At 62.3% G+C, this 23,953-nt stretch carries 24 protein-coding genes and 2 tRNA genes; 22 read left to right on the top strand and 4 right to left on the bottom strand.

What is annotated here, in order from left to right; genetic code table 11:
* Nucleotides 1-28 precede the first annotated feature (28 nt).
* The 13 genes from ACP7DW_RS12290 (at nucleotide 29) to ACP7DW_RS12230 (ending at nucleotide 15,097) form a co-directional block, all read left to right on the top strand.
* Nucleotides 29-1,297 carry a YeaH/YhbH family protein gene (locus ACP7DW_RS12290; RefSeq protein ID WP_426055699.1) on the top strand — a complete coding sequence of 423 codons (1,269 nt, stop codon included), beginning with the start codon at nucleotides 29-31 and terminating at the stop codon, nucleotides 1,295-1,297.
* Nucleotides 1,297-2,898 carry a SpoVR family protein gene (locus tag ACP7DW_RS12285; RefSeq protein ID WP_298413847.1) on the top strand — a complete coding sequence of 534 codons (1,602 nt, stop codon included), beginning with the start codon at nucleotides 1,297-1,299 and terminating at the stop codon, nucleotides 2,896-2,898. The genes ACP7DW_RS12290 and ACP7DW_RS12285 overlap by 1 nt, the downstream gene beginning before the upstream one ends.
* Nucleotides 2,899-3,437: 539 nt before the next feature.
* Nucleotides 3,438-4,094 carry an energy transducer TonB gene (locus ACP7DW_RS12280; protein ID WP_426055700.1) on the top strand — a complete coding sequence of 219 codons (657 nt, stop codon included), beginning with the start codon at nucleotides 3,438-3,440 and terminating at the stop codon, nucleotides 4,092-4,094.
* An 86-nt stretch (nucleotides 4,095-4,180) separates the two neighbouring features.
* On the top strand, nucleotides 4,181-5,095 hold the full coding sequence (locus ACP7DW_RS12275) for a MotA/TolQ/ExbB proton channel family protein (protein ID WP_081344446.1): 915 nt from the start codon (nucleotides 4,181-4,183) through the stop codon (nucleotides 5,093-5,095).
* Nucleotides 5,096-5,100: 5 nt separating this feature from the next.
* Entirely contained in the window at nucleotides 5,101-5,529 is a 429-nt protein-coding gene (locus tag ACP7DW_RS12270; RefSeq protein ID WP_071075811.1) for an ExbD/TolR family protein, read from the top strand.
* A 105-nt stretch (nucleotides 5,530-5,634) separates the two neighbouring features.
* Complete coding sequence (locus tag ACP7DW_RS12265; RefSeq protein WP_180979394.1) at nucleotides 5,635-6,066, top strand: ExbD/TolR family protein; 432 nt, start codon at nucleotides 5,635-5,637, stop codon at nucleotides 6,064-6,066.
* 78 nt (nucleotides 6,067-6,144) lie between these two features.
* Nucleotides 6,145-7,356: a hypothetical protein gene (locus ACP7DW_RS12260; protein WP_426055701.1), complete on the top strand. Its 1,212-nt coding sequence runs from the start codon at nucleotides 6,145-6,147 to the stop codon at nucleotides 7,354-7,356.
* 241 nt (nucleotides 7,357-7,597) lie between these two features.
* Complete coding sequence (locus ACP7DW_RS12255; protein WP_298413843.1) at nucleotides 7,598-8,569, top strand: bifunctional riboflavin kinase/FAD synthetase; 972 nt, start codon at nucleotides 7,598-7,600, stop codon at nucleotides 8,567-8,569.
* 81 nt (nucleotides 8,570-8,650) lie between these two features.
* Nucleotides 8,651-11,551 carry an isoleucine--tRNA ligase gene (gene ileS / locus ACP7DW_RS12250; protein WP_426055702.1) on the top strand — a complete coding sequence of 967 codons (2,901 nt, stop codon included), beginning with the start codon at nucleotides 8,651-8,653 and terminating at the stop codon, nucleotides 11,549-11,551.
* Between the two features lie 83 nt (nucleotides 11,552-11,634).
* Entirely contained in the window at nucleotides 11,635-12,144 is a 510-nt protein-coding gene (lspA, locus tag ACP7DW_RS12245; protein ID WP_099762453.1) for a signal peptidase II, read from the top strand.
* A gap of 17 nt (nucleotides 12,145-12,161) precedes the next feature.
* Nucleotides 12,162-13,382 (top strand): bifunctional phosphopantothenoylcysteine decarboxylase/phosphopantothenate--cysteine ligase CoaBC, encoded by a 1,221-nt coding sequence (gene coaBC / locus ACP7DW_RS12240; protein ID WP_071075806.1) that lies wholly within the window; start codon nucleotides 12,162-12,164, stop codon nucleotides 13,380-13,382.
* A 151-nt stretch (nucleotides 13,383-13,533) separates the two neighbouring features.
* Entirely contained in the window at nucleotides 13,534-13,983 is a 450-nt protein-coding gene (gene dut, locus ACP7DW_RS12235) for a dUTP diphosphatase (protein ID WP_099762451.1), read from the top strand.
* Nucleotides 13,984-13,993: 10 nt separating this feature from the next.
* Nucleotides 13,994-15,097, top strand: a complete 1,104-nt coding sequence (locus tag ACP7DW_RS12230; protein WP_426055704.1) for a M48 family metalloprotease — start codon at nucleotides 13,994-13,996, stop codon at nucleotides 15,095-15,097.
* Between the two features lie 31 nt (nucleotides 15,098-15,128).
* Here the strand turns inward: ACP7DW_RS12230 and ACP7DW_RS12225 are convergent, their stop codons facing one another.
* Entirely contained in the window at nucleotides 15,129-15,269 is a 141-nt protein-coding gene (locus ACP7DW_RS12225; protein ID WP_162835767.1) for a hypothetical protein, read from the bottom strand.
* Between the two features lie 98 nt (nucleotides 15,270-15,367).
* Between ACP7DW_RS12225 and ACP7DW_RS12220 the strand changes: the two genes are divergently transcribed.
* The 5 genes from ACP7DW_RS12220 (at nucleotide 15,368) to ACP7DW_RS12200 (ending at nucleotide 19,113) form a co-directional block, all read left to right on the top strand.
* Nucleotides 15,368-16,375 carry an XdhC family protein gene (locus ACP7DW_RS12220; RefSeq protein WP_426055705.1) on the top strand — a complete coding sequence of 336 codons (1,008 nt, stop codon included), beginning with the start codon at nucleotides 15,368-15,370 and terminating at the stop codon, nucleotides 16,373-16,375.
* 68 nt (nucleotides 16,376-16,443) lie between these two features.
* A complete protein-coding gene (locus tag ACP7DW_RS12215) occupies nucleotides 16,444-17,355 on the top strand; it encodes a DNA-3-methyladenine glycosylase 2 (protein WP_426055706.1) in 912 nt (303 codons plus the stop codon).
* Nucleotides 17,356-17,412: 57 nt separating this feature from the next.
* Nucleotides 17,413-17,784 carry a COG4315 family predicted lipoprotein gene (locus tag ACP7DW_RS12210; RefSeq protein WP_426055707.1) on the top strand — a complete coding sequence of 124 codons (372 nt, stop codon included), beginning with the start codon at nucleotides 17,413-17,415 and terminating at the stop codon, nucleotides 17,782-17,784.
* 19 nt (nucleotides 17,785-17,803) lie between these two features.
* Nucleotides 17,804-18,331 (top strand): RNA polymerase sigma factor, encoded by a 528-nt coding sequence (locus ACP7DW_RS12205; protein WP_426055708.1) that lies wholly within the window; start codon nucleotides 17,804-17,806, stop codon nucleotides 18,329-18,331.
* Nucleotides 18,328-19,113 carry an anti-sigma factor family protein gene (locus tag ACP7DW_RS12200; protein WP_426055709.1) on the top strand — a complete coding sequence of 262 codons (786 nt, stop codon included), beginning with the start codon at nucleotides 18,328-18,330 and terminating at the stop codon, nucleotides 19,111-19,113. The genes ACP7DW_RS12205 and ACP7DW_RS12200 overlap by 4 nt, the downstream gene beginning before the upstream one ends.
* On the opposite strand, the gene ACP7DW_RS12195 is transcribed toward ACP7DW_RS12200, so the two are convergent.
* Complete coding sequence (locus ACP7DW_RS12195; RefSeq protein ID WP_426055710.1) at nucleotides 19,110-20,336, bottom strand: MFS transporter; 1,227 nt, start codon at nucleotides 20,334-20,336, stop codon at nucleotides 19,110-19,112. The two genes, ACP7DW_RS12200 and ACP7DW_RS12195, sit on opposite strands and share 4 nt — an antisense overlap.
* Before the next feature lie 110 nt (nucleotides 20,337-20,446).
* Between ACP7DW_RS12195 and ACP7DW_RS12190 the strand changes: the two genes are divergently transcribed.
* Nucleotides 20,447-21,235 carry a helix-turn-helix transcriptional regulator gene (locus tag ACP7DW_RS12190; RefSeq protein ID WP_426055711.1) on the top strand — a complete coding sequence of 263 codons (789 nt, stop codon included), beginning with the start codon at nucleotides 20,447-20,449 and terminating at the stop codon, nucleotides 21,233-21,235.
* Between the two features lie 59 nt (nucleotides 21,236-21,294).
* Here ACP7DW_RS12190 and ACP7DW_RS12185 read toward each other — a convergent pair.
* Both ACP7DW_RS12185 and ACP7DW_RS12180 read right to left on the bottom strand, forming a co-directional pair.
* Nucleotides 21,295-21,371, bottom strand: a tRNA-Met gene (locus ACP7DW_RS12185).
* A 142-nt stretch (nucleotides 21,372-21,513) separates the two neighbouring features.
* Nucleotides 21,514-21,590, bottom strand: a tRNA-Met gene (locus ACP7DW_RS12180).
* Between the two features lie 185 nt (nucleotides 21,591-21,775).
* Between ACP7DW_RS12180 and ACP7DW_RS12175 the strand changes: the two genes are divergently transcribed.
* Genes ACP7DW_RS12175 through ACP7DW_RS12165 form a run of 3 tightly spaced genes read left to right on the top strand, consistent with a single transcriptional unit; the run spans nucleotide 21,776 to nucleotide 23,893 of the window.
* Nucleotides 21,776-22,354 (top strand): NUDIX hydrolase, encoded by a 579-nt coding sequence (locus ACP7DW_RS12175; RefSeq protein WP_426055712.1) that lies wholly within the window; start codon nucleotides 21,776-21,778, stop codon nucleotides 22,352-22,354.
* Nucleotides 22,355-22,384: 30 nt separating this feature from the next.
* Nucleotides 22,385-23,101 carry a leucyl/phenylalanyl-tRNA--protein transferase gene (aat, locus tag ACP7DW_RS12170; protein WP_426055713.1) on the top strand — a complete coding sequence of 239 codons (717 nt, stop codon included), beginning with the start codon at nucleotides 22,385-22,387 and terminating at the stop codon, nucleotides 23,099-23,101.
* Between the two features lie 54 nt (nucleotides 23,102-23,155).
* Complete coding sequence (locus tag ACP7DW_RS12165) at nucleotides 23,156-23,893, top strand: arginyltransferase (protein WP_426055714.1); 738 nt, start codon at nucleotides 23,156-23,158, stop codon at nucleotides 23,891-23,893.
* Nucleotides 23,894-23,953 lie beyond the last annotated feature (60 nt).

Raw genomic sequence — 23,953 nt, 5'->3', positions numbered from 1 at the left:
CGCAAGACGAGAGGCAAGGAGGCACCCTTTGACATACCTCATCGACAGGCGCTTGCAAAGCAAGAATAAATCCGCCGTCAACCGCGAGCGTTTCCTGCGGCGCTACAAGGGCCAGATCAAGGATGCCGTGGGGCGCGCCATCAAGGGACGCTCGATCACGGACGTCGAGAATGGCGAAAAGGTCAGCATCCCCGTCAAGGACGTGGGCGAACCGTCGTTCGGCCACGCGCATGGCGGCGTATGGGAAGTGGTTAATCCCGGCAACAAGGAATACCTGAAAGGCGACCAGATCGCCCGGCCGAAAGGCGGCGGTGGCGGCGGGCGGGGCAAGGCGGGCAATAGCGACGAGACGACGGAAGATGACTTCATCTTCGAATTGTCGCGCGAAGAATTCATGAATTATTTCTTCGAGGACCTGGAATTGCCGCACATGGTGAAAACCCAGCTGACGGCCACCACGGAATTCAAGAACCAGCGCGCCGGCTACAATATGTCGGGCACGCCATCGAACATCCATGTGCTGCGCTCGCTGCGCGGCGCGCTGGGCCGGCGCATCGCCGTCGGCGGCGGCGCCCGCAAGCAGCTGGCGCAGGCCGAGGAAGACCTGGCCGCCCTGCTGCTCGACGGCGCCGCCGAGGACGACCCGCTGGTGCTGGAACTGCGCCGCGTGATCCACCACCTGCACACGCGCCTGCTGGCCATCCCCTTCATCGATCCATTCGACTTGCGCTACAGCAACCGCATCAAGGTACCCAAGCCGATGACGCAAGCCGTCATGTTCTGCATCATGGACGTCTCCGGTTCCATGGACGAATCGCGCAAGGACACGGCCAAGCGCTTCTTCATCCTCTTGTATCTGTTCCTCAAGCGCGCCTACGACAAGATCGAGGTGGTCTTCATCCGCCACCACACGGCGGCGGCGGAAGTGGACGAGCATGAATTCTTCAATTCGCGCGAGTCGGGCGGCACCGTGGTGTCGTCCGCGCTGCACTTGCTCAATACCATCATCGACGAACGCTATGGTGCGGGGCAATGGAACAGCTATGTGGCGCAGGCGTCCGACGGCGATAACTGGGACAACGATTCCGTGCTGTGCCGCCAGTTGCTGATTAATACCATCATGCCCAAGGTGCAGTACTACACCTATGTCGAGATCACCGACGGCCCGCAGCAAAATCTGTGGGAGCAATATGCGGGCGTGCTCGACCATCACGCCCATTTCGCCATGCAAAAGATCGTCACGCCGGCCGATATCTACCCGGTCTTCCGCGAACTGTTCAAGAAACAGGTGAAATGATGAGTGCAGCCTTTGACCGCGCCAGCAACACTCCGGGCGAACCGTTCGTGCGCCTGCGCCACCCGAACGCCCTGCCCGAGCAGTCGGAATGGACGTTCGAACTGATCGAGCAAATCCACGAGGAAATCCGCCGGGTGGCGAAACAGTTCGGCCTGGACACCTATCCGAACCAGCTGGAAATCATCACGGCCGAGCAGATGATGGATGCCTACACCTCGGTCGGCATGCCTGTCTCGTACAACCACTGGTCGTTCGGCAAGCATTTTCTTTCCACCGAAAAAAGCTACAAGCGGGGACAGATGGGCCTGGCCTACGAGATCGTCATCAACTCGAACCCGTGCATCGCCTATTTAATGGAGGAAAACAGCCTGACCATGCAGTCGCTGGTGATCGCGCATGCGGCCTACGGCCACAATTCCTTCTTCAAGGGCAACTATCTGTTCCGCGCCTGGACGGATGCGGACGCCATCATCGACTATATGGTGTTTGCCAAGAATTACATCGCCGAATGCGAGCAGCGCCATGGCGTCGATGCCGTGGAATTGCTGCTCGACTCGTGCCACGCCATCCAGAACTATGGCGTGGACCGCTACAAGCGCCCGGCGAAACTGTCGATGGCGAAGGAATATGCGCGCCAGAAAGAGCGCGAAGCGTATGTGCAGTCGCAGATCAACCAGTTGTGGCGTACCCTGCCCCGGCGCGAGGAGGACGAAGACGAGGATGAGCAGCGCAAGGCCGCCCCCCGCTTTCCGCCCGAACCCGAGGAAAACCTGCTGTACTTTATAGAGAAGTACGCGCCGCTGCTGGAACCGTGGCAGCGCGAGATGGTGCGCATCGTGCGCAAGATTTCCCAGTATTTCTATCCGCAGCGGCAAACCCAGGTCATGAACGAAGGCTGGGCCACCTTCTGGCACTACACGATATTGAACCAGCTGTATGACGAAGGCGTGGTGGGCGACGGCTTCATGATGGAATTTCTGAAAAGCCATACCAACGTGGTCTACCAGCCGCCCATCGACAGCCCGTATTACAGCGGCATCAACCCGTATGCGCTGGGTTTTGCCATGATGAGCGACATCCGCCGCATCTGCGAGCATCCGACGGACGAAGACCGCGCCTGGTTCCCCGACATTGCCGGCAGCGACTGGCGCAAGAGCCTGGACTTTGCCATGCGCAATTTCAAGGATGAAAGCTTCATCGCCCAGTATCTGTCGCCGCGGCTGATCCGCGAATTCCATTTCTTTGCCGTGCTCGACGACGACAAGAATGAAAAACTGGCCATTTCGGCCATCCACGACGATGCCGGCTACCGCTACGTGCGCCAGCAGCTGGCCGAGCAGTACAACCTGGGCAACCGCGAGCCGAATATCCAGGTCTGGTCCGTCAATACGCGCGACGACCGCGCACTGACCCTGCGCCACACGCAATTCCAGCGCCGCCCGCTGAACCAGCAGGCAGCCGAAGTGCTCAAGCACGTGGCACGGCTGTGGGGCTTCGATGTGCACCTCGATACGGTCGATCCGCAGGGCGTCGTCCTGGGCACCCTGAATTGCCGGCGCGAGAAGCGCAACCGGCGCGACGATGCGGTCGCCAGGCCATAAAATGATTTGTTGATAATAATCAATAGCAAGAATATAAGCGCTTCCTATGCCTATATAGGAATTCCGTATGGCCTGGCGACGTCGAAACGGCCGCCGGGAGCGTGTTTTTTGACCTGGGTGAAGTTCCTTTCGCACCCGATTGGTGCGCGCGACTGGCGAAGTGGTCTGGTTCAGAGGTAAAACATTTCCCGTGAGAAATATTTTTCTCCAAATTTAGCGGTTTCCATATTGATTATCACGAAATATAATTCCGCCATATAGGCACATCGGAGAACTTAGCAGCGGTCGCCCAAAACGGCTGTAAAAAACCGATAAGACCGCCTTTTTTTATGTCCGAAAGCGTGCAAAGATGACATAAGCAAGTACGTTTTCAGGGCGCAAAAGCGCCAAAAATTTAACCGGTTTTAGGCGTTAAAAATCTGTGTAAAATAAAGAATTCGTATGTATAATTCGGCGACGTCCCGGATACGGCTGGAGCTTTGTGTCGTCATTTTGGGGTTCAGTTGCAAGACAAGAGATGGTATTTGGAGAAAGCAGGCATGAATTTTTCGAACGAGAAAAGTCCCAAGAACTACACAGGCATAACCGTCGTTGTCCTGCTGCACGTTCTCGCGGCTTACGGGATCGCGACGGGCTTGGGCAAGCGGTTGGTCACCAAAATGATGGAACCGGTTGAAACCAAGATTATCGAGGAAGTCAAACCGCCTCCACCGAAGGATCTTCCACCGCCACCACCGCCGCCAGAAATGAAAGCGCCACCGCCGCCATTCATTCCGCCAGTCGAGGTGAACGTGCAGCAGCCGCCACCACAGCAGAACGTGATTGCAAATACGACTGCCGTGAAGCCAGCCACGAATGTATTGGCACCGCCAGCGCCGCCTGCACAGCCTGCGCCAGCTCCTGGACCAGCCAAATCGGTGCGTACACCGGCCGTGGTTGACTTCAGTGTCTGCGAAAAACCGGCTTATCCAAAGTCGTCGCAGCGCAATGAGGAAACCGGTGTGGTGACACTGTCGTTCCTGATCGGTGTGGACGGCAAGGTCGCTGATTCGAAGATCGTGAAGTCCAGCGGCTTCAGAGACCTGGACAAAGCTGCGGTGCAAGGTATCAGCCGCTGTACATTTAAGCCGGCAACAGTTGACGGCAAGCCGGAACAAGGCTGGCAGCAAATGCAATACGTTTGGTCGCTGGATTAACACCCGAGACAGTTATCCCCTGTCTCACACCATGATTTCGTTGTCATTACGTTCAGCGATCTGTTATTTTTAATTTTGGAGGAAGCATGTTTAAGAATACCCGTTTGTCCGCATTTTTTGCCGCGGTTCTGTTGTCCGTCACCGCTACTACCGCTCTGGTAGCAGCTCCGGCATTCGCTGACGCGCCAGCATCGGCTGCCGCTTCGGCTCCTGCGGCAGACGCTGCAGCAGCACCAGCACCAGTTGCCGCAGATGCAGCCGCTCCAGCAGCAGACGCAGCAGCTCCAGCCAAAACCGAAGAAGTGCACAACCCGTTCGGCCTGTCCGCAGTCTGGGACGGCGGCTTCGTGCCACGCGCTACCCTGATCATCCTGTCCATCATGTCGATCGGTAGCTGGTACATCATCATCACCAAGCTGCTGGATCAAATGAAGATCTTCAAGCAAGCCAAAGAAGCCGCTTCCAAATTCTGGAAAGCTCCTTCGATCGCTGCTGGTTCGGCAACCTTGAGCGAAGGCTCGCCATTCCGCTTCATCGCTGAATCGGGCACCAAGGCAACCGCGCACCATGACGGCGCCCTGCTGGAACAAATCGATCTGTCGACCTGGGTGACGATGTCGATCCAGCGCGCTTCGGACAAAGTCCAATCGCGTCTGCAAGATGGCCTGTCGTTCCTGGCAACCGTTGGTTCGACCGCACCGTTTATCGGTCTGTTCGGTACCGTCTGGGGTATTTACGGCGCGCTGACCGCTATCGGCATGACCGGTAACGCATCGATCGATAAAGTGGCTGGCCCAGTTGGTGAAGCACTGATCATGACCGCGTTCGGTCTGCTGGTCGCCGTTCCTGCCGTTCTGGGTTACAACTGGCTGGTACGTCGTAACAAATCCGCAATGGAAGACATCCGCTCGTTCAGCGCCGACGTACACTCGGTACTGATCTCCGGCGCCATGTCGACCAGCGAAGCTGGCCGTGCTGCCGGCGCTAAAAAGATCGGATAAGAATCATGTCGATGTCCGTCGGCTCCGACAGCGGAGATGAAGATCAAGTAATGTCAGAAATCAACACGACGCCGCTCGTCGACATCATGTTGGTTTTGCTGATCATTTTCTTGATTACGAGTCCAGTTGTCCTCAAGCTGCAGAAAATCGATCTGCCGATTGAGGCCAATCAAGCCCTGCAAACCAAGCCAGAGAACGTTAACATCGTTGTTAACAAGGATGGCGAGATTTACCTGGGCCAGACCAGACTGAAAGACACGAACGAACTGTTCGATTATCTTAAAGTTGAAGCAGTGAAAGTACCGCAGCCGGAAGTACACGTTCGTGGCGACCAAGAAACACGCTACGAATCGATCGGCCGGGTTATTTACACGACCCAACGTGCCGGGATCCAGAAGGTCGGCTTCATCACCGAACCACCTGACAAGGGCTGATAGCGGCTGGCAGCGGCGTCCCGGCAACAAGGGGATGCCACTGCCGGAAGCTGACCGGGCGGCAGTTTCGCCCGGTGCTTCGTTGGACTTCTTAAAGGAAACACTATGAGTATGAATGTCGGTTCGGGAAGCGCTCCAGGCGCGGATCCGGAACCAATGATGGAACTGAACATGACGCCCCTCATCGACGTGATGCTGGTGCTGATTATCATGTTGATCATCACGATTCCTAAGCAAAACCACTCGGTGAACCTGAACATGCCGGTCGGCACCCCGCCGCCACCGACAACCGAACCAGTGGTCGTCACGATCGATGTCGATTTTGATGGCACTATCTTGTGGGACAATCAGGTCGTACCTGATCGTAATACGCTGGAAGCAAAGCTGAGCAACGTTGCTGCGCAAGCAGACCAGCCAGAAGTGCATCTGCGTCCTAACAAGCTGGTGGAATACAAAGTCGTCGCCGGTGTGATGGCGTCGGCGCAGCGTCTGGGCGTGACCAAAATCGGTCTGGTCGGCAACGAGCAATTCCAGTAAGCTGTCGCAATCAGGTTATCTTTACATCCGAATAGGCAGGACTTCCTGCCTATTCGCTTTTTACTGAAAGACTTTCTTATGTCCAAGTTTCGTCTCGCTCATCTCGGCCTCGTCATGGCCGCTATCGGTTTTACCGCAGCAACTCCCGTAATCGGCCTGGGCTCGCTGGCATACGCCGCGGACACCGTGCGTGCCGAAGTGGGCAAGCCACTGCAAGAAGCGCAAAAACTCGCTAGCAGCGGCAAAAACAAGGAAGCGCTGGCCAAGCTGCGCGAAGCTGACAGCGTCGGCGGCAAGACCGCCTTTGAAAGCTACCAGATCGAGCGCGTACGCGCCTCGGCCGCTGCTGCCGCCGGCGATAACGGCACCGCCATCAAGGCTTTCGAAGCCGTCATCAATTCCGGCCGCCTGAGCGCCGCCGAAGCCCCCAAATTCACGCAAGCGCTGGCAGGCATGTACTACCGCGCCAAGGACTGGCCGAACACCATCACCTGGATCAAACGCTCGCTGAAAGACCGCGAAGATCCACAGATGCGCGAACTGCTGATCCAGACCTACTACGTCAGCGGCAACTTCGCCGAAGCGGCCAAGGAACTGCAAGCGCGCGGCGGCAACTCGGAAGCGAGCCTGCAAATGCTGGCCAACATCCAGTTGAAGCAAAACGACAAGGCCGGCTATGTGGCCACCCTGGAAAAACTGGCATCGAGCTATCCGAAGACCAGCTACTGGGCCGATCTGCTGAACCGCGTTTCGGGCAAACCTGGCTTCTCGCAACGCCTGAGCCTGGACGTCCAGCGCCTGCGCCTGGCCAATGGCCTGTTCACCAAGCCGTCGGAATACATGGAAATCAGCCAGCTGGCCCTGCAAGCAGGCAATCCGGGTGAAGCATTGAGCATCATCGAGCAGGGCTACAAAAAAGGCGTGCTGGGCACCGGCGCCGACGCTCCGCGTCACCAGCGCCTGAAAGACCTGGCCCTGAAAACCCAGGCCGACCTGAAAGCCAGCGCCGCCAAGTCGGAAGCGGAATACGTGAAGAACAAGGACGCCGACAGCTTGAGCAAGCTGGGCTTCGCCCTGGTCTACGATGGCCAGGCCGAGAAGGGCCTGGGCTTGATGAACGACGCCGTGAAACTGGGCACCGCCAAGTATCCGGAAGAAGCCAAGCTGCATCTGGGCATCGCCTACATGCACGCCGGCAAGAAAGCCAATGCCACGACGGCATTCAAAACCGTCAAGGGCACGGATGGCGCGGCTGACCTGGCCCGTTACTGGACTTTGATGAATAAATAAGACAACACGTCCAGGGCGTTGTTGCCGCGTCTCGCCGTACATTCGTACTGTCTTCGACGCGGCGCCTAGCCCTGAACATGTTGTCAAGCCGTTAGTTCCCGAAAAGCGTTGCCAGCATACCCGCCGGCAACGCTTTTTGTTATTTCAGCAGTGAAATTCGCCCTGCGCCAGCCCTGCCGGGTGTGCATAGCTGAAACAGTCCGTATAATCCCCCTTTTGGCACAGTTTTCATCAGATTCCTATGAAGGTATTCCGCGGACTTCCCAATGCCCAGGCACGAGCGCCTTGCGCTCTGACCATCGGCAATTTTGACGGTGTCCACATCGGCCATCAAGCCTTGCTGGCGCGCGTGCGCGGCGCGGCGACCGAACTCGGCATTGAAGCGGCCGTGATGACGTTCGAACCGCACCCGCGCGAATTCTTCGCGCAGCGCGCGGGCGACCTGTCGAAGGCGCCGCAGCGCATCGCCAACCTGCGCGACAAGCTGCAATCGCTGGACGACGCCGGCATCGACAGAGTCGTCGTCGAGCACTTCAGCGCGCAATTCGCCGCCTTGACGCCGCAGGAATTCACGCAAAAAGTCCTCGTCGACGGCTTGCACGTGAAATGGCTGATGGTCGGCGACGATTTCTGCTATGGCGCCCGGCGCGCCGGCGACGTCGCCATGCTGCAGGAAGCGGGCCGCGAATACGGTTTCCATGTAGAGACATTACCTACCGTCATGAATGGCAGCACGCGCATCTCGTCGTCGGCCGTGCGCCTGGCCCTGGCCGCCGGCGATTTCCCGCTGGCCACGCAGTTGCTGGGCCACCCGTACGCCATTTCCGGTCATGTGATCCACGGCCAGAAGCTGGGCCGTACCCTGGGTTTTCCCACCCTGAACCTGCGCGTGGCGCACCGCCCCGCCCTGTCCGGCATCTTCATCGTGCAAGTGCACGGCCTGGGGCCGGTACCGCTGCCGGCCGTGGCCAGCCTGGGCGTGCGCCCTACCGTCGACGACAGCGGCCGCGTCTTGCTGGAAGTACATCTGTTTGATTTCGCCCAGTCCTGCTACGGCAAGCTGGTACGCGTGGAGTTTTTGCAAAAGCTGCGCGACGAAGAAAAGTATGACGACTTGCCCACCCTGACGGCCGCCATCGAGCGCGACTCGAACCAGGCGCGCGCCTATTTTGAGCAACGCAGCGGCGCCATTACCGCTACCGACCGAATTTGACGCCGGCCAACTCCGCCGCCTGGCGGCGCCTGCCGCCGCAAACCCGCTACAAAAATAGACTCCATACCATTAAAGAAGATTATGTCCGATCAAAACAAGCCAGCCACGCCCAAGCAGAACAAGAAGCCTGAAAGCAAATACCCGGTCAACATGACGGAAACCCCGTTCCCGATGCGCGGCGACATGGCCAAGCGCGAGCCGCAATGGGTACAGCAATGGCAAGACAAGAAGATTTACGAGCGCGTGCGCAAGGCTGCCGCCGGCCGTCCGAAATTCATCCTGCATGACGGTCCGCCGTACGCGAATGGCGACATCCACCTGGGCCACGCCGTCAACAAGATCCTCAAAGACATGGTCGTCAAGTCGCGCTCGCTGGCAGGCTTCGACGCGCCGTATGTACCGGGCTGGGACTGCCACGGCATGCCGATCGAGATCCAGATCGAAAAACTGCACGGCAAGAACCTGCCGACGGCCGAAGTGCTGGAAAAGGCCCGCGCCTACGCCAACGTGCAGGTCGAGCGCCAGAAGAAGGATTTCATCCGCCTGGGCGTACTGGGCGAGTGGGACAACCCCTACCTGACCATGGCCCACGGCAATGAAGCCGACGAGTTGCGCGCGCTGGGCAAGCTGCTGGAAAAAGGCTATGTCTACCGCGGCCTGAAACCGGTCAACTGGTGTTTTGATTGCCAGTCGGCGCTGGCGGAAGCTGAAATCGAATACGAAAACAAACGCGACCCGGCCATCGATGTCGGCTTCAAGTTCGCCGAATGCGACAAGCTGGCCAAGGCCTTCAATCTGCCGACACTGCCGACCGAAAACGGCTTCGTCGTCATCTGGACCACCACGCCTTGGACCATCCCGTCGAACCAGGCACTGAACGTCCATCCTGAATTGAAATACGCGCTGGTCGAAACCGCGCGCGACGGTCAGCCTTTGCTGCTGATCCTGGCGCAAGACCTGGTCGAATCCTGCCTGGCGCGCTACAAGCTCGATGGCACGACGATCGCCACCTGCGACGGCGCCGCGCTGGAAGGCATCAGCTTCCGCCATCCGCTGCACGCGTCGGATGCTTTCTACGACCGCCTGTCGCCGATGTACCTGGCCGACTACGTGACCGCCGACAGCGGCACGGGCGTGGTGCACTCGGCGCCCGCGTATGGCGTGGACGACTTTATCTCGTGCAAGGCGCACGGCATGAAGGACGACGACATCATCAAGCCCGTCATGGGCGACGGCAATTACGTTTCGACCTTGCCCCTGTTCGGCGGCATGAGCATCTGGGACGCGTCCAAGCCGATCTGCGCCGCCCTGAAAGAAGCGGGCGCCCTGTTCGAAGTCAAGATGTTCGACCACAGCTACATGCACTGCTGGCGTCATAAAAAGCCTGTCATCTACCGCGCCACCTCGCAGTGGTTCGCCGGCATGGACGTGACGCCGAAGGACGGCGGCCCGACCCTGCGCCAGACGGCCTTGAAAGGCATCGCCGAGACCGAGTTCTTCCCGGACTGGGGCCAGGCGCGCCTGCACGGCATGATCGCCAACCGTCCCGACTGGACCCTGTCGCGCCAGCGCCAGTGGGGCGTGCCGATGGCTTTCATCGTGCACAAGGAAACGGGCGACCTGCATCCGCGCACGCCGGAACTGCTGGAGCAAGTGGCCAAGCTGATCGAAAAAAACGGCATCGAGGCATGGCAGGCGCTGGACTTGAAAGACCTGATCGGCGACGAAGCGGCCATTTACGCCAAGAACAAGGACACGCTGGACGTCTGGTTCGATTCCGGCGCCACGCACCAGACGGTGCTGGGCGGCCCGCAAGGCCATGGCTCGCACTCGACGCAGCTGCAATTCCCGGCCGACCTGTACCTGGAAGGCTCGGACCAGCATCGCGGCTGGTTCCACTCGTCCCTGCTGGTATCGTCGATGCTGAATGGCCGTCCGCCGTATAAAGCCCTGCTGACGCACGGCTTCACGGTCGATGGCGAAGGCAAGAAGATGTCCAAATCGCTGGGCAACACCCTGGCGCCGCAAAAGATCTCGGACACCCTGGGCGCCGACATCCTGCGCCTGTGGATCGCCTCGACCGACTACACGGGCGAGCTGTCGATCTCCGACGAAATCCTGAAACGCGTGACGGAAGCGTACCGCCGCATCCGCAACACCCTGCGCTTCCTGCTGGCCAACACCTCGGACTTCAATCCGGCCACGGACGCCGTGCCGGTCACCGAGATGTTCGAAATCGACCGCTATGCGCTGGCCAACATGGCCTCGCTGCAGCAGCAGATCGAAAACAACTACGCACGCTACGAATTCCAGCCGGTGGTGTCGAAGCTGCAGACGTACTGCTCGGAAGACCTGGGTGGCTTCTACCTGGACATCCTGAAGGACCGTTTGTACACCTCCGGCTTGACGTCGCAGGCGCGCCGTTCGGCGCAGACGGCCCTGTGGCACATCACGCAAAGCCTGTTGCGCCTGATGGCCCCGGCCCTGTCGTTCACGGCCGAAGAAGCATGGGCCGTCTTCGCAGGAAGCGAAGCGTATGCCGCCAGCGATGAAACCATCTTCACGCAAACCTGGTGGCAGCTGCCGGAAGTGTCGGACGCCGCCGACCTGCTGGAGAAATACACGGCCCTGCGCGCCGTGCGCACGGACGTCACAAAACAGCTGGAAGACTTGCGCACCTCGGGCGCCATCGGCTCCTCGCTGCAGGCGGAACTGACGATCAAGGCCGCGCCGATGAAGTACAAGCTGTTGACCACCCTGGGCGACGACTTGAAATTCGTCTTCATCACCTCGCAGGCCAGCGTTGTCGAAGTGCTTGAGGAAGCAGCCGAGGAAGTGGTCGTGGCCGCGTCGACGGCGCCGAAGTGCGAACGCTGCTGGCACTACCGTAGCGACGTGGGCACGGACGCCGCGCATGCCACCCTGTGCGGCCGCTGCGTCAGCAACCTGTTTGGCGCGGGCGAGAAACGCCGCTTCGCATAAAACAGCGCGGGACAGGTTCCTGCGCCGCCTCCCACCGCCGCTGCCCGCAAGGGTGGCGGCGGCTTTATCTTCCCTGGAAAAATATGGCCACTAAAAACCGTTTTTCATCGAAATCGTCCTCCTCGGCGTCGCTGGTGCCCTGGCTGGGCATTGCCGCCATCGTCATCCTGTTCGACCAGATCACCAAGATCACGATCCTGAAGACCTTCCGCTATGCGCAGGAGATGGTCATCACCTCGTATTTCAACCTGGTGCTCGCGTATAACAAGGGCGCCGCGTTCAGCTTCCTGTCCGACCAGGGCGGCTGGCAGCGCTATTTCTTCACCGCCATCGCCCTCGTGGCAGCCGTCTACATCATTTATTTGCTGAAAAAGCACGCCGGCCAGCGCATGTTCTGCTGGGCCCTGGCGCTGATCCTGGGCGGCGCGCTGGGCAACGCCATCGACCGCCTGATGTACGGCCACGTGGTCGACTTCCTCGACTTCCACTGGAAAAGCTGGGGCCACTTCCCCGCCTTCAACATCGCCGACAGCGCCATCTGCATCGGCGCGGCCCTGTTCATCATCGATGAGCTGCGCCGGGTAAACAAATAAACACGCAGGAGAACGGCATGGAATTGTCCGGCAAAAAAATCGTCCTGGGACTCTCGGGCGGCGTCGCCTGCTACAAGGCGGCGGAACTGTGCCGCGCCCTGACCAAGTCTGGCGCCTCGGTGCAGGTGGTGATGACGGATGCGGCCAGCCACTTCATCACGGCCGTGACGATGCAAGCCCTGTCCGGCCACCCCGTGCACACCAGCCAGTGGGATGCGCGCATCGATAACAACATGGCGCATATCGATTTGACGCGCCATGCCGATGCCATCCTGATCGCGCCGTGTTCGGCCGATTTTCTGCGTAAACTCGCGCACGGCGTGTGCGACGACCTGCTCTCGACCCTGTGCCTGGCCCGCCCGGCCCACCTGCCCCTGCTGGTGGCGCCGGCCATGAACGTGGAAATGTGGCAGAACCCCGCCACGCAGCGCAATGTGCAGCAGCTGCGCGACGACGGCATCAAGCTGTTCGGCCCTGCCGCCGGCGAACAGGCATGCGGCGAAACGGGACTGGGCCGCATGCTGGAACCGGAACAGCTGCTGACGGAGCTGATCGCCGCCTTCCAGCCGAAAGTCCTGGCAGGCAGGCGCGTGCTGGTCACGGCCGGCCCGACTTTTGAAGCCATCGACCCCGTACGCGGCATCACCAATCTGTCCTCGGGCAAGATGGGCTATGCGGTGGCGCGCGCGGCGCGCGAGGCGGGCGCCGAAGTGCTGCTCATTTCCGGCCCCACGGCCCTCGACGCGCCCTTCGGCGTGCGCCGCATCGACGTGCAAAGCGCGCAGCAGATGCACGATGCGGTACTGGCCCACGTCGACGGCCAGCATGTCTTCGTCGCCGTGGCCGCCGTGGCCGACTGGCGAGTCGCCAACGCCAGCGACCAGAAGATGAAAAAGCAGGCCGACGGCTCCGTGCCCGAACTGCAGTTCGTGCAAAATCCCGACATCCTCGCCACCGTGGCGGCACGCACCAACCTGGCCGGCTATCCGTACTGCGTCGGCTTTGCCGCCGAATCGGAAAACCTGGTGGAATTCGGCTCGACCAAGCGCGAGAAAAAAGGCATTCCTCTCTTGGTCGGCAATATCGGCCAAAACACGTTTGGCCAGGACGACAACACCATCATCCTGTTCGATGAAGAAGGCCATACCGTGCTGCCGCGCGCCTCGAAACTGAACCTGGCGCGCCAGCTGATTTCGGAAATCTCGAAGCGGCTGGCCAAAAATTCGCTGCTCAAATAAGAATGCCTAAAAACCTACTGCGCGTCGTGATTTGCGGCCTGTGATGCTCACTGTACCTTCGTTGCGCTTCTCGGCCACAACTCACTGCCGCTCGCTACGGTTTATTAGGCATTCCAGAAACCTTTTTTATCAGTCTTAATATAAAGCTTTAATGAAAAATATCGACATCAAGATCCTCGACGCCCGCATGCAAGAACTGCTGCCCGCCTACGCCACACCCGGCAGCGCCGGCCTGGACCTGCGCGCCTGCATCGACGAGGCCATCACCATCGAAGCGGGCCAGACCGTGCTCATTCCCACCGGCCTGGCCATCCACATCGGCGACCCGTCGTATGCGGCCATGATTTTGCCGCGCAGCGGCATGGGCCATAAAAACGGCATCGTCCTGGGGAATCTGGTAGGCTTGATCGATTCCGATTACCAGGGCCAGCTGATGGTATCGACCTGGAACCGGGGCCAGAGCGCTTTCACGCTCAATCCCATGGAACGCCTGGCGCAACTGATTATCGTGCCGGTGCTGCAAGTGGGCTTTAACGTCGTCGAGGAATTCGGCGACAGCGAACGCGGTGTTGGCGGTTTCGGCAGCACCGGAAAACATTAAGGAATTTCTTATGCCAGGTTTCCGCCATCTGATCTCAGCCCCGACTTCGCTGCGCCATCTGGCCTCGCCACTGCTGGTGGCTTGCGTTGCCCTCCTCTCTGCCTGCACCACGCCGACGACGACTGTCAGCGGCCCGTTCAACGTCGTGCCGGCGCCCGATGCGCCCGCGCCGACGGCGCAACAGAAGGCGGCGCAGGAAGAACTGGTGAAGATGGTGGCGCTGCAGGACCGCCTGTCGAAAGTCTCGGCGCCCCTGCTGATCAACAATGCGGACCTGTGCAAGACGTATGCACGCAACCTGCTGGGCTTCACGGCGCAGAACAAGTATTCCTACCCTGGCATCTATGCCGATGCGGCGCAGGCAGCCCTCGGCTATGGCGAACAGATGCAGGTATCGGGGGTGCTGCCTGGCAGCGGCGCCGCGCGCGCCGGCTTGCGCAAGGGCGACGACTTGCTGGCCGCCGAAGGCAAGCCGCTGCCGGCCGGCCCGAAAGCGGAAGGCCCGTTCGCCGCCATCGTCGGACCGCTGGCCTCGAAGAGCGCGAGCCTGAACATGACCATCGCCCGCGACGGCCAGCCGCAGGACCTGAAAATTCCCGTCACGCGCGCTTGCGCCTTCCGCGTCGCCCTGGGCAATGCGGACAATATCAACGCGTATTCGGACGGCGCGCGCATCATGCTCACGCGCGGCATGCTCAATGCGGCGCAAAACGACGAAGGCATCGCCTTCGTGATCGCCCGCGAAATGGCGCACAACATCCTCGACCATGCGCGCAGCCAGCGCACAGCCGGTACGGCCGGCAGCATCATCGACAGCCTGGGCGCCGTGCAACCCGACGTATCGATGCTGACGGGCGCCGCCGGCATCAAGGCCATGCCGCAGGAACTCGACGTACAAGCCGATACCCTGGCCATCTACCTGCTGGTGCGCGCCGGCTACAACGTCGACAACGCCGCCCGCTTCTGGCAGCGCCTGGCCACGCAAGTGCCGGCGACAGTCGCCAACGGCTACACGGCCCTGCATCCGGGTACCAACTCACGCATGGCGGCCATCAACCGCGCCGTCACCGACGTGCGCGCCAAGCAGGCTGCGAAGAAGCCGCTGAAGCCTTAAATACCAAAGGCGCCTGATGCAGCAGGTTTGCTCAGGCGCCCGGGAAATTCGGGAAATAGGTACCCATGATCCAGGTCAGGGCACCGCAGAACACCACGGCCAGAAACAGGACGATGAGCAGCTTGCCGAACTTGGGAATACCCTCTTCTTGCGTCTTGACTTCATTTGACATGAAAATTCTCCGCAGGGTGGTGGAGCAGGTAGTATATCCACAATCTTGAACACTTTTCCATACTTTGCCGCAAACATGCGGCATCACTCCCGCCTCCCATGGACAGCATCGACCTTGAAGTTCTGAAAACCAGCGCCGCCTGGCTCGCCGCCGGGCACCGCTGCGAACTCGTCACCGTCATCAAGACCTGGGGTTCCAGCCCCCGCCCCGTGGGCGCCACGCTGGCCATCTGCGACGATGGCACGGTGGTCGGTTCCGTTTCCGGCGGCTGTATCGAGGATGACCTGATCGACACCGTCCGCACACACGGCATCGTGCGCACGCAGCCCGACATCGTCAGCTACGGCATCAGCGCCGACGAGGCGCACCGCTTCGGCCTGCCCTGCGGCGGCACCATCGAACTGGCCATCGAACCGCTGCATGCGGGCAGCCGCGTGGCCGAACTGCTGGCGCGCCTGGAAGCACATGAACTGGTGGAGCGCCGCCTCGACTTGCGCAGCGGCGCCGTCACCCTGCACACCGCCGCGCCGGGCGCCGTGCTGGCCCTGCAAGACGCCGTGCTCACCACGCAGCACGGCCCGCGCTGGCGCTTGCTGATCATCGGCGCCAGCCAGCTGTCGCGCTTCGTGGCGCAAATCGCCATGGCCATGGATTACCACGTCATCGTCTGCGACCCGCGCGAGGAATACCGGGGCGGCTGGAACGTGCCCGGCGTACCCCTGCTGCACGCCATGCCCGACGACCTCGTGCTCGATTTAAAGCTCGACAGCCGCAGCGCCGTCGTCGCCCTCACGCACGATCCCAAGCTCGACGACCTGGCCCTGATGGAAGCGTTGAAATCCCCGGCTTTTTATGTCGGCGCCATCGGCTCGCGCGCGAATAATGCCAAGCGCCGCGAGCGGCTGCTGCAGTTCGACGTCAGCGCCGAACAGCTGGCACGCCTGCACGGCCCCATCGGCCTGTACATCGGCAGCAAGACGCCAGCCGAAATCGCCATCTCCATCCTGGCCGAACTGACGGCCGTCAAAAATGGCGTGCCCGACGCGCTGCAGATCCAGCACGCGGCCGCCTTGACGCCGCCCAACCCGGACCTCTGCGTGCGCTGAAGCCTGAAAGCAAGAAACAAGATGCGCCAGCGGCGTGCCCCTGCTACCTTCCCTGATTTTTGGCCACCATGACCCTGCTGCACTGGACCCTGCCCCTGCCCGCCGGCTACCGCCGCGACGATGTCATCGCCTTCCACGGCCGCGATGGCGAAGCCGTGGCGGAGCAAGTCACGCCGGCGGGCCTGCGCAAGGGCATCCTGCTGCGTGGCAGTGCCGTCGTGCTGGATGTGGCCTTCACCGACGATGCCGCCGTCTGCCGCGCCGAGATCGACGGCAGCGCCAGTGGCGACCTGCAAACGCCGCTGCACGGCGCCTTGCTCAGTATCCTCGGCCTGCGCATCGACCCGCAGCCATTCGCGCAACTGGCCGCCGCCGACCCGTTGCTGGCGCCCTTGGTCCGCGTCAATCCGGGCCTGCGCATCGTGCAATCGGCCAGCCCGTTCGAGGCGCTGACCTGGGCCATCATCGGCCAGCAGATCAACCTGTCGTTCGCCATTGCCCTGCGCCGCACGTTTATTTTGCAGGCGGGACGCCGGCACGGCAGCGGCTTGTGGTGCTACCCGGAGGCGCGCGACGTGGCGCGCCTGTCCGTCGAGGATTTGACCAGCCGCAAATTCTCGCGCGCCAAGGCGGACACCGTGCTGCGCCTGGCGCGCCTCGTCGACGAGGGAGCATTGTCGCTGGAGCTGCCCCCCTCCGGCGACGTGGCGGCCATGTCGCAGGCGCTGCTGGCCGTGAAGGGCATCGGCCCGTGGACCGTCAACTACGCGCTGCTGCGCGGCTATGGCTACGCCGACTGCTCGCTGCACGGCGACGTGGCCATCCGCGCCGCCCTGCAAAAGCTGCTCGGCGAAGTAACGAAACCGGACATGGCGCGCACCGAGCAGTGGCTGCGCCAGTACGCGCCGCACCGCACCATGGCCGCCGCCCACCTGTGGGCCAGCCTGCATGCAAAAAATAATCCGCCAGCGGTGGAATAAACGGCGGGCGGCACGCGTCTATCCCTTGCAAGCCCCAAAAACCTCAAGGAGACCATCATGCGCTTTACTACTTTTGCCGCCACCGCCCTTTTTACCGCCTTGTCCGCCCCGCTGGCTTTCGCCGCCGACGTCATGCCCGCCAATGGCATGCTGGTCAACGCCACAGGCATGACCGTGTATGTGTTCGACAAGGATGTCGCCGACAGCGGCAAGAGCGCCTGCAGCGGCGGCTGCCTGGTGGCCTGGCCCGCCGTCATCGCCACCGACGCGGCGCCCGCCGCCCCGTATGGCAGCATCCAGCGTGAAGACAACGGCGCCATGCAGCTGACCTACAAGGGCAAGCCCCTGTACCTGTACAAGGAAGACAAGAAGCCGGGCGATGTGGCCGGCGACAATGTCAAGAACGTGTGGCACGTCGTCAAGCCGTAAGCGCCCTCCTGCCGCCACGATGACCACGCCAGAGGACAGCCGCCAGCTGCAAGCCTGCCTGCCCGGCCTGCGCCGCTATGCGCGCGCGCTGGTGGGCGGACTGCAGGCGGACGACCTGGTGCAGGATACCGTGGAGCGCGCCTGGCGCAAGCTCGATCAGTGGCAGCGCGGCGGCGAGATGCGGCCCTGGCTGTTTTCCATCATGCATAACCTGCACCTGGACCAGCTGCGCCGCCCCGGCCTGGCGCTGCAGGAACTGGACGACGACAGCGTGCTGCCCGCCCCCGAGCGGGCGCCGGGGCAGGCCATCGCCATCGGCGAAATGGATGCGGCGCTGGCCCGCCTGCCGCTGGGGCAGCGCGAAGTGATCCTGCTCATCGCGCTCGAACAAATGCCGTATGAGCAGGTGGCGGCCACCCTGGACATCCCCGTCGGCACCGTCATGTCGCGCCTGTCGCGCGGGCGCGACAAGCTGCGCGCCCTGCTCGATGGCAGCCCTGCCGGCAGCCAGGGCAGCGGCCCACCCACCCTGAAAGTCGTGAAATGACAAGGCAAGCCATCAGCGAAGCGCAATTGCATGCCCTGGCCGACGGCGTCCTGCCGGAAGCGCAGCGCGCGGCCGTCGACGCCTACCTGCGCGCGCATCCGCAGGACGCCGCCAGGGTCGATGCCTGGCGTGAACAGAACCGGCAATTGCGCGCGCTGTTCGATCCTGTGCTTGACCAGGGCATCCCTCCGGCGCTGCTGCAGGCAGCGGCCGCCCCGTCGGCAGCCAACCATGCGTGGTACCACCCCGCCATGCAGGCGGCAGCGGCCATCGTGCTGGTGATTGCCGGCGGCGCGGGCGGCTGGCTGCTGCGTGGCGGCGACAGCGTGACCGCCAGCGCCAGCCCGATCTCCCTGGCGCGCAGCGCCGCCATCGCCCATGCCGTCTACACGCCAGAAGTGCGCCACCCCGTGGAAGTGGGGGTGGAACAGGAGGCGCACCTGGTGCAATGGCTGTCGAAACGCCTGGGCAGCACCTTGCAGCCGCCCGTGCTGTCGCCGCTCGGCTATCACTTGATCGGCGGGCGCCTGCTGCCCGGCGATGGCGACGGCCCTGTGGCGCAATTCATGTACGAAGAGGGCACTGGCAAGCGCCTGACCCTGTACGTGGCCAGGGAGCGGGCCGGCAGGCAGGAAACGGCCTTCCGCTACACGCAGGAAAAGGACCTGGGCGTGTTTTACTGGATCGATGGCCAGATGGGTTACGCCCTCTCGGCCAGGCTGCCGAAAGCCGAGTTGGGCAAGATCGCCGACGCCGTGTATGCGCAGCTGGAAAGTCGCTAAACAGACGCTTCCATTTTCCGGCATTCCGCAAGCCGTTTCACGCCGCAGCATTGCAGCAGCAACGCTGCGGTGGCGACCAGGGCGGCGCCGGCCGCCAGCAGCCACATGGGCCAGTCCAGCAGGAGCAGCATCCCGCCCGTGGCGGCGCCGATGGCGCTGCCCAGGTACAGCGCCGATTCATTGAGGGCGATGGCCAGGTTGCCGTCGCCCTGGCGCGCGCGCACGGCCAGCAACTGCTGGTTCTGCGGCACTTGCAGGGCCCAGCCAGCCGCGCCCCACAACGCAATGGGCGCCAGCATCAGCCAGGCCGACCAGCCGCCCGCCAGCGGCAGCGCGCACAGGGCCAGCGCCAGCAGCAGCAAGATGAACATGGTCAGTCTGGGCGCGGCCAGCTTGTCGGCCCATGGTCCGACCAGGACGCCGCCCGCGATCCCGCCCACGCCCCACGCCCAGAGGAACGGCGTGGCGGACATCGCCGTCCCCTGCGCGGACCACGCCAGCAGCGGCGCAATAAACGTGTACATGCCCAGGCTGGCGACGGCCGCCAGCAAGGACACCAGCAGAATGAGCAGCACCTGCGCATCGGCCAGCAAGGCCAGCTTGCGGCGCAGCGAGGTCGCAGGTACTTCCGGCAGGGCGGGCAGCTTCCATAGCAAGCCCGCCAGCGCCAGAGCGCCAAGCACGGCGACCAGCCACAGGGCCGCCGTCCAGCCCAGCTGCTGCGCCAGCAACAGGCTCAATGGCACGCCCAGCACCGTGCCGCCCGCCATGCCACCCATGATCACGCCGATGGCCTTGCCCCGCTGCTGCGGCGCCGACACGCCAGCCGCCGCCGCGATGCCCAGCGCCAGGTAGACACCGACCCCGATGCCGGCCATCGCGCGCCAGGCCAGCAAACCGGCAAATCCGGGCGCCAGCGCGCTGGCCCCGTTCGCCAGCACGAACACGCCCAGGGCGAGCAACAGGCCGCAGCGCTGCGCGCGCGCCGGCAGCAAGGCCACGACCAGCGGCGAGCCCAGGCCATAGGCCAGGGTAAATGCCGTCACCAGTTGCGCGGCCATCGCCAGCGAGATGGAAAAGGCACTGGCGATCAGCGGCATCAAGCCCGCCGTCACATACGAGGCCATGCCCAGCGCGAACGCGCCCACGGCGATCAGCCAGACGGTGGCGGGCAGCGCGGCGGTGGCAGGCGCGGCGGCAAGGGAGGAAGAAGAGTCAGACATGGGCCAGCTTTCGGGAAGAAAGCAGGCATTCTGGAATACAATATAAACAATTACAATTTAACTGTTTATGCTATTACTGATAGCAACAGGCTCACCGGAAAGACCGCAGCATGCGCACTTTGGCCCGCACCCGCCACGAACTGGCCGCCTACCTGCAGGCGCGGCGCGCGCGCCTGTCGCCGGAAGACGTGGGCTTGCCCGGCGGTGGAAGGCGGCGTACGCCGGGCTTGCGCCGCGAAGAAGTGGCGGCGCTGGCCGGCGTGGGACTGACCTGGTACACCTGGCTGGAGCAGGGGCGCGAGATCGGCGTCTCCAGCGCCTTTCTCGACAAGCTGGCCGAAGTGCTCAAACTCGACGCGGCCGAACGGCGCCACCTGTTCCTGCTGGCGCATGCGCGTCCGCCCGCCGAAGAGGGCAAGACGTATTGCGTGGTGCCGCCGCTGGTGCGCCGATTGATGCACGAGCTGGCGCATCCGGCCTATGTGCTCAACCTGCGCTGGGACGTGCTGGCGTTTAACGGGGGCGCGGATGCCCTGTTTGGCTTCGGCGCGCATGCCGCCGCGCGCCGCAATCTGCTGTGGCTGCTGTTCACCGATCCGCTGCTGCGCTCACGCTTCGTGGCCTGGGAAGAGCAGGCGCCGCTGATGCTGTCGAGCTTTCGCCGCGACTACGCGCGCGCCACGCAGGAGGCGGACATTCACGCGCTGGTGGAGGAACTGGAAAAAGTCTCGCCCGAATTCAAGCGATGGTGGCGCCGCCACGACGTGCATGCGCCCTGCGCCGGCGTGCGTCGCCTGACAATCGACGGCGAGCAGGTCGCCTATGAGCACACCTCGCTGACCATCGATGCGGAGCGCCACTTGCGGCTGGTCGTGTATGCGCGCCAGTTGCAAGAGTAAACACCAGCGCACAACGAAAAAACCGCTGGCCCTCTTGCGAGGAACCAGCGGCTTCGAATTGGTTGCGGGGACAGGATTTGAACCTGTGACCTTCGGGTTATGAGCCCGACGAGCTGCCAGACTGCTCCACCCCGCACAAGAATTATATACCAGATTGTTGCGCGGCGTAAAGGGCATGATTTGACAATCTCTTTGCTGCCCCGTCTGCCGGAGTTTTCCGCTGGCCGGCAATGGAAAAAGCCGCTGATCTTTTGCAAGAGTCAGCGGCTTTCCGGTATTGGTTGCGGGGACAGGATTTGAACCTGTGACCTTCGGGTTATGAGCCCGACGAGCTGCCAGACTGCTCCACCCCGCACAAGAATTATAAGGGCAAACGGGTGGCTTAGGCAATAGCTATCTCAACTTAGACTGCAATAGAGCCATTAAATTAAAAGAGTTCGACAATTGCCAGCTGGTATTGTGTCCGCCCGTCACGCCACGCCGCTCGCAATCGGTGTACAGTAAGCGTTACACTAGACACCCATTTTTCCAAGCCAGCCCATGAAATTCTGCTCCGAATGCGCCCATCCTGTCAGCCTGTCCATTCCGGAAGGCGACAACCGTCCGCGCTATGTCTGCGCCAACTGCGACGCCATCCATTACCAGAACCCGAAAATGGTGGTCGGTTCGATTCCCGTCTGGGAAGAGGATGGCCAGTTGCAGGTCTTGCTGTGCAAGCGCGCCATCGAGCCGCGCCTGGGCTACTGGACCCTGCCAGCCGGTTTCATGGAAAACGATGAAACCACGTCCGACGCGGCCGAGCGCGAAACGGTGGAGGAAGCAGGCGCCAATATCGAGCTGGGGCCCCTGTTTTCGCTGCTTAACGTGCAGCGCGTGCACCAGGTGCACCTGTTCTACCTGGCGCGTTTGCGCGACCTCGATTTCGCACCGGGCATCGAAAGTCTGGACGTGCAGCTGTTTACGGAAGCGCAGATTCCCTGGGATGACCTGGCCTTCCCCACCATCCGCGCCACCTTGGAACTGTTCTTTGCCGACCGCGTGAAAATCCGCGAAGGCGGCAGCTATGGGGTCCATACGGGCGACATCACGCGCCCGATGGCGCGCCCGGATACCGAGTAAGCCCATCCACCCCATTACCATTGCGATGGCATGATTCCCTGGCTCGATATCCACACCCCCTTTCCCGACGTCTCGCGCGCCCTGACGGACGAGGCGCCCGGCCTGCTGGCGGCCGGCGCCGACCTGTCGCCCGCGCGCCTGCTCGACGCCTACCGACACGGCATCTTCCCCTGGTTTTCCGAGGGCCAGCCCATACTCTGGTGGAGCACCGATCCGCGCATGGTGCTGATGACGGAAAACTTCAACGTCTCCGACAGCCTGGCCAAGGCTATCCGCAAGGTCGAGCGCAGCGCCGCCACGGACGGGCGCTGGCAGCTGCGCTTCGACGGCAATTTCGAGGCCGTCATGCGCGCCTGCGCGGCGCCGCGCAAGGATGGCCCGGGTACCTGGATATCGGACGAGATCATCGCCGGCTACACGGGCTTGCACAAGCTGGGCTACGCGCATTCGTCGGAACTGTGGCTGGACGGGGAACTGGTGGGCGGCGCGTACGGCGTGTCGATCGGGCGCATGTTCTATGGCGAATCGATGTTCGCGCGCGTGACGGATGGCTCGAAGATCGCGCTGGCGCAGCTGGTGCGCTTTTTGCAGGCGCGCGGCGTGACCATGATTGACTGCCAGCAAGAAACAAAACACCTGGCCTCGCTGGGCGCGGCACCCATTTCGCGCGCGCGCTTCCTGGCCCATGTGCGCGTCGCCATTGAAGCTGCGCAAATCACCGATTGGCATGCTGCGCCAGCGGCGTAAAAAAGCTATGATATCTCCAGGCACATTGCCGCGGACAGACCAGACAGGATCAGCATGACGCACCTGAACGAACTACCGTTTGCCACCCTGCAGTTCTACACGACGGCGCCCTACCCGTGCAGCTACCTGGACGACCGCCAGGCCCGCTCGCAGGTGGCCACGCCTTCGCACCTGATCAACAGCGACGTGTATTCGGAACTGGTGCGCAACGGCTTTCGCCGCAGCGGCATCTTCACCTACCGCCCGTACTGCGACGGCTGCCAGGCCTGCATCCCCGTGCGCGTGGTGGCGCAATCGTTCACGCCCAACCGCAACCAGCGCCGCGCCTGGAGCCGGCACGCCGACCTGCAGGCGGGCGTGGCCACCCTGTCCTTCCTCGACGAGCATTACGAGCTGTATCTGCGCTACCAGAGCACGCGCCACGCGGGCGGCGGCATGGACCAGGACAGCCGCGACCAGTACGCGCAATTCCTGCTGCAAAGCCGGGTCAACACGCGCCTGGTGGAGTTTCGCGATGCCGACGGCATCCTGCGCATGGTCAGCATCATCGACGTGCTGGCCGATGGCCTGTCGTCCGTCTACACGTTCTTCGATCCCGACGTGCCGGGCGCCTCGTACGGCACCTACAACGTGCTGTGGCAAATCGCCCAGGCGCGCGAACTGGGCCTGCCCTACATCTACCTGGGCTACTGGATCGAACAAAGCCCGAAGATGGCGTATAAAACCAACTTCAAGCCGCTGGAAGCGCGCATCAAGGGGCAGTGGGTGGTCCTGCAAGGTAGGTCGGATTAGCGGCGGTACGCCGCGTAATCCGACACTGCGATGCCAACAATGGTGTCGGATTACGGCGCT

It is taken from the genome of Janthinobacterium sp. PSRC1-1, from assembly GCF_049897525.1.
GTDB classification, from domain to species: Bacteria; Pseudomonadota; Gammaproteobacteria; order Burkholderiales; family Burkholderiaceae_D; genus Janthinobacterium; species Janthinobacterium tructae.
Note: the sequence above shows the minus strand (reverse complement) of the source record. Positions and strands in the feature narration are given on the sequence as shown.

Coding starts and splice junctions, on each gene's coding strand:
- ACP7DW_RS12285 (WP_298413847.1), top strand. CDS start 1,297: ATGAGTGCAGCCTTTGACCGCGCCAGCAACACTCCGGGCGAACCGTTC.
- ACP7DW_RS12280 (WP_426055700.1), top strand. CDS start 3,438: ATGAATTTTTCGAACGAGAAAAGTCCCAAGAACTACACAGGCATAACC.
- ACP7DW_RS12275 (WP_081344446.1), top strand. CDS start 4,181: ATGTTTAAGAATACCCGTTTGTCCGCATTTTTTGCCGCGGTTCTGTTG.
- ACP7DW_RS12270 (WP_071075811.1), top strand. CDS start 5,101: ATGTCGATGTCCGTCGGCTCCGACAGCGGAGATGAAGATCAAGTAATG.
- ACP7DW_RS12265 (WP_180979394.1), top strand. CDS start 5,635: ATGAGTATGAATGTCGGTTCGGGAAGCGCTCCAGGCGCGGATCCGGAA.
- ACP7DW_RS12260 (WP_426055701.1), top strand. CDS start 6,145: ATGTCCAAGTTTCGTCTCGCTCATCTCGGCCTCGTCATGGCCGCTATC.
- ACP7DW_RS12255 (WP_298413843.1), top strand. CDS start 7,598: ATGAAGGTATTCCGCGGACTTCCCAATGCCCAGGCACGAGCGCCTTGC.
- ileS (WP_426055702.1), top strand. CDS start 8,651: ATGTCCGATCAAAACAAGCCAGCCACGCCCAAGCAGAACAAGAAGCCT.
- lspA (WP_099762453.1), top strand. CDS start 11,635: ATGGCCACTAAAAACCGTTTTTCATCGAAATCGTCCTCCTCGGCGTCG.
- coaBC (WP_071075806.1), top strand. CDS start 12,162: ATGGAATTGTCCGGCAAAAAAATCGTCCTGGGACTCTCGGGCGGCGTC.
- dut (WP_099762451.1), top strand. CDS start 13,534: ATGAAAAATATCGACATCAAGATCCTCGACGCCCGCATGCAAGAACTG.
- ACP7DW_RS12230 (WP_426055704.1), top strand. CDS start 13,994: ATGCCAGGTTTCCGCCATCTGATCTCAGCCCCGACTTCGCTGCGCCAT.
- ACP7DW_RS12225 (WP_162835767.1), bottom strand. CDS start 15,269: ATGTCAAATGAAGTCAAGACGCAAGAAGAGGGTATTCCCAAGTTCGGC.
- ACP7DW_RS12220 (WP_426055705.1), top strand. CDS start 15,368: ATGGACAGCATCGACCTTGAAGTTCTGAAAACCAGCGCCGCCTGGCTC.
- ACP7DW_RS12215 (WP_426055706.1), top strand. CDS start 16,444: ATGACCCTGCTGCACTGGACCCTGCCCCTGCCCGCCGGCTACCGCCGC.
- ACP7DW_RS12210 (WP_426055707.1), top strand. CDS start 17,413: ATGCGCTTTACTACTTTTGCCGCCACCGCCCTTTTTACCGCCTTGTCC.
- ACP7DW_RS12205 (WP_426055708.1), top strand. CDS start 17,804: ATGACCACGCCAGAGGACAGCCGCCAGCTGCAAGCCTGCCTGCCCGGC.
- ACP7DW_RS12200 (WP_426055709.1), top strand. CDS start 18,328: ATGACAAGGCAAGCCATCAGCGAAGCGCAATTGCATGCCCTGGCCGAC.
- ACP7DW_RS12195 (WP_426055710.1), bottom strand. CDS start 20,336: ATGTCTGACTCTTCTTCCTCCCTTGCCGCCGCGCCTGCCACCGCCGCG.
- ACP7DW_RS12190 (WP_426055711.1), top strand. CDS start 20,447: ATGCGCACTTTGGCCCGCACCCGCCACGAACTGGCCGCCTACCTGCAG.
- ACP7DW_RS12175 (WP_426055712.1), top strand. CDS start 21,776: ATGAAATTCTGCTCCGAATGCGCCCATCCTGTCAGCCTGTCCATTCCG.
- aat (WP_426055713.1), top strand. CDS start 22,385: ATGATTCCCTGGCTCGATATCCACACCCCCTTTCCCGACGTCTCGCGC.
- ACP7DW_RS12165 (WP_426055714.1), top strand. CDS start 23,156: ATGACGCACCTGAACGAACTACCGTTTGCCACCCTGCAGTTCTACACG.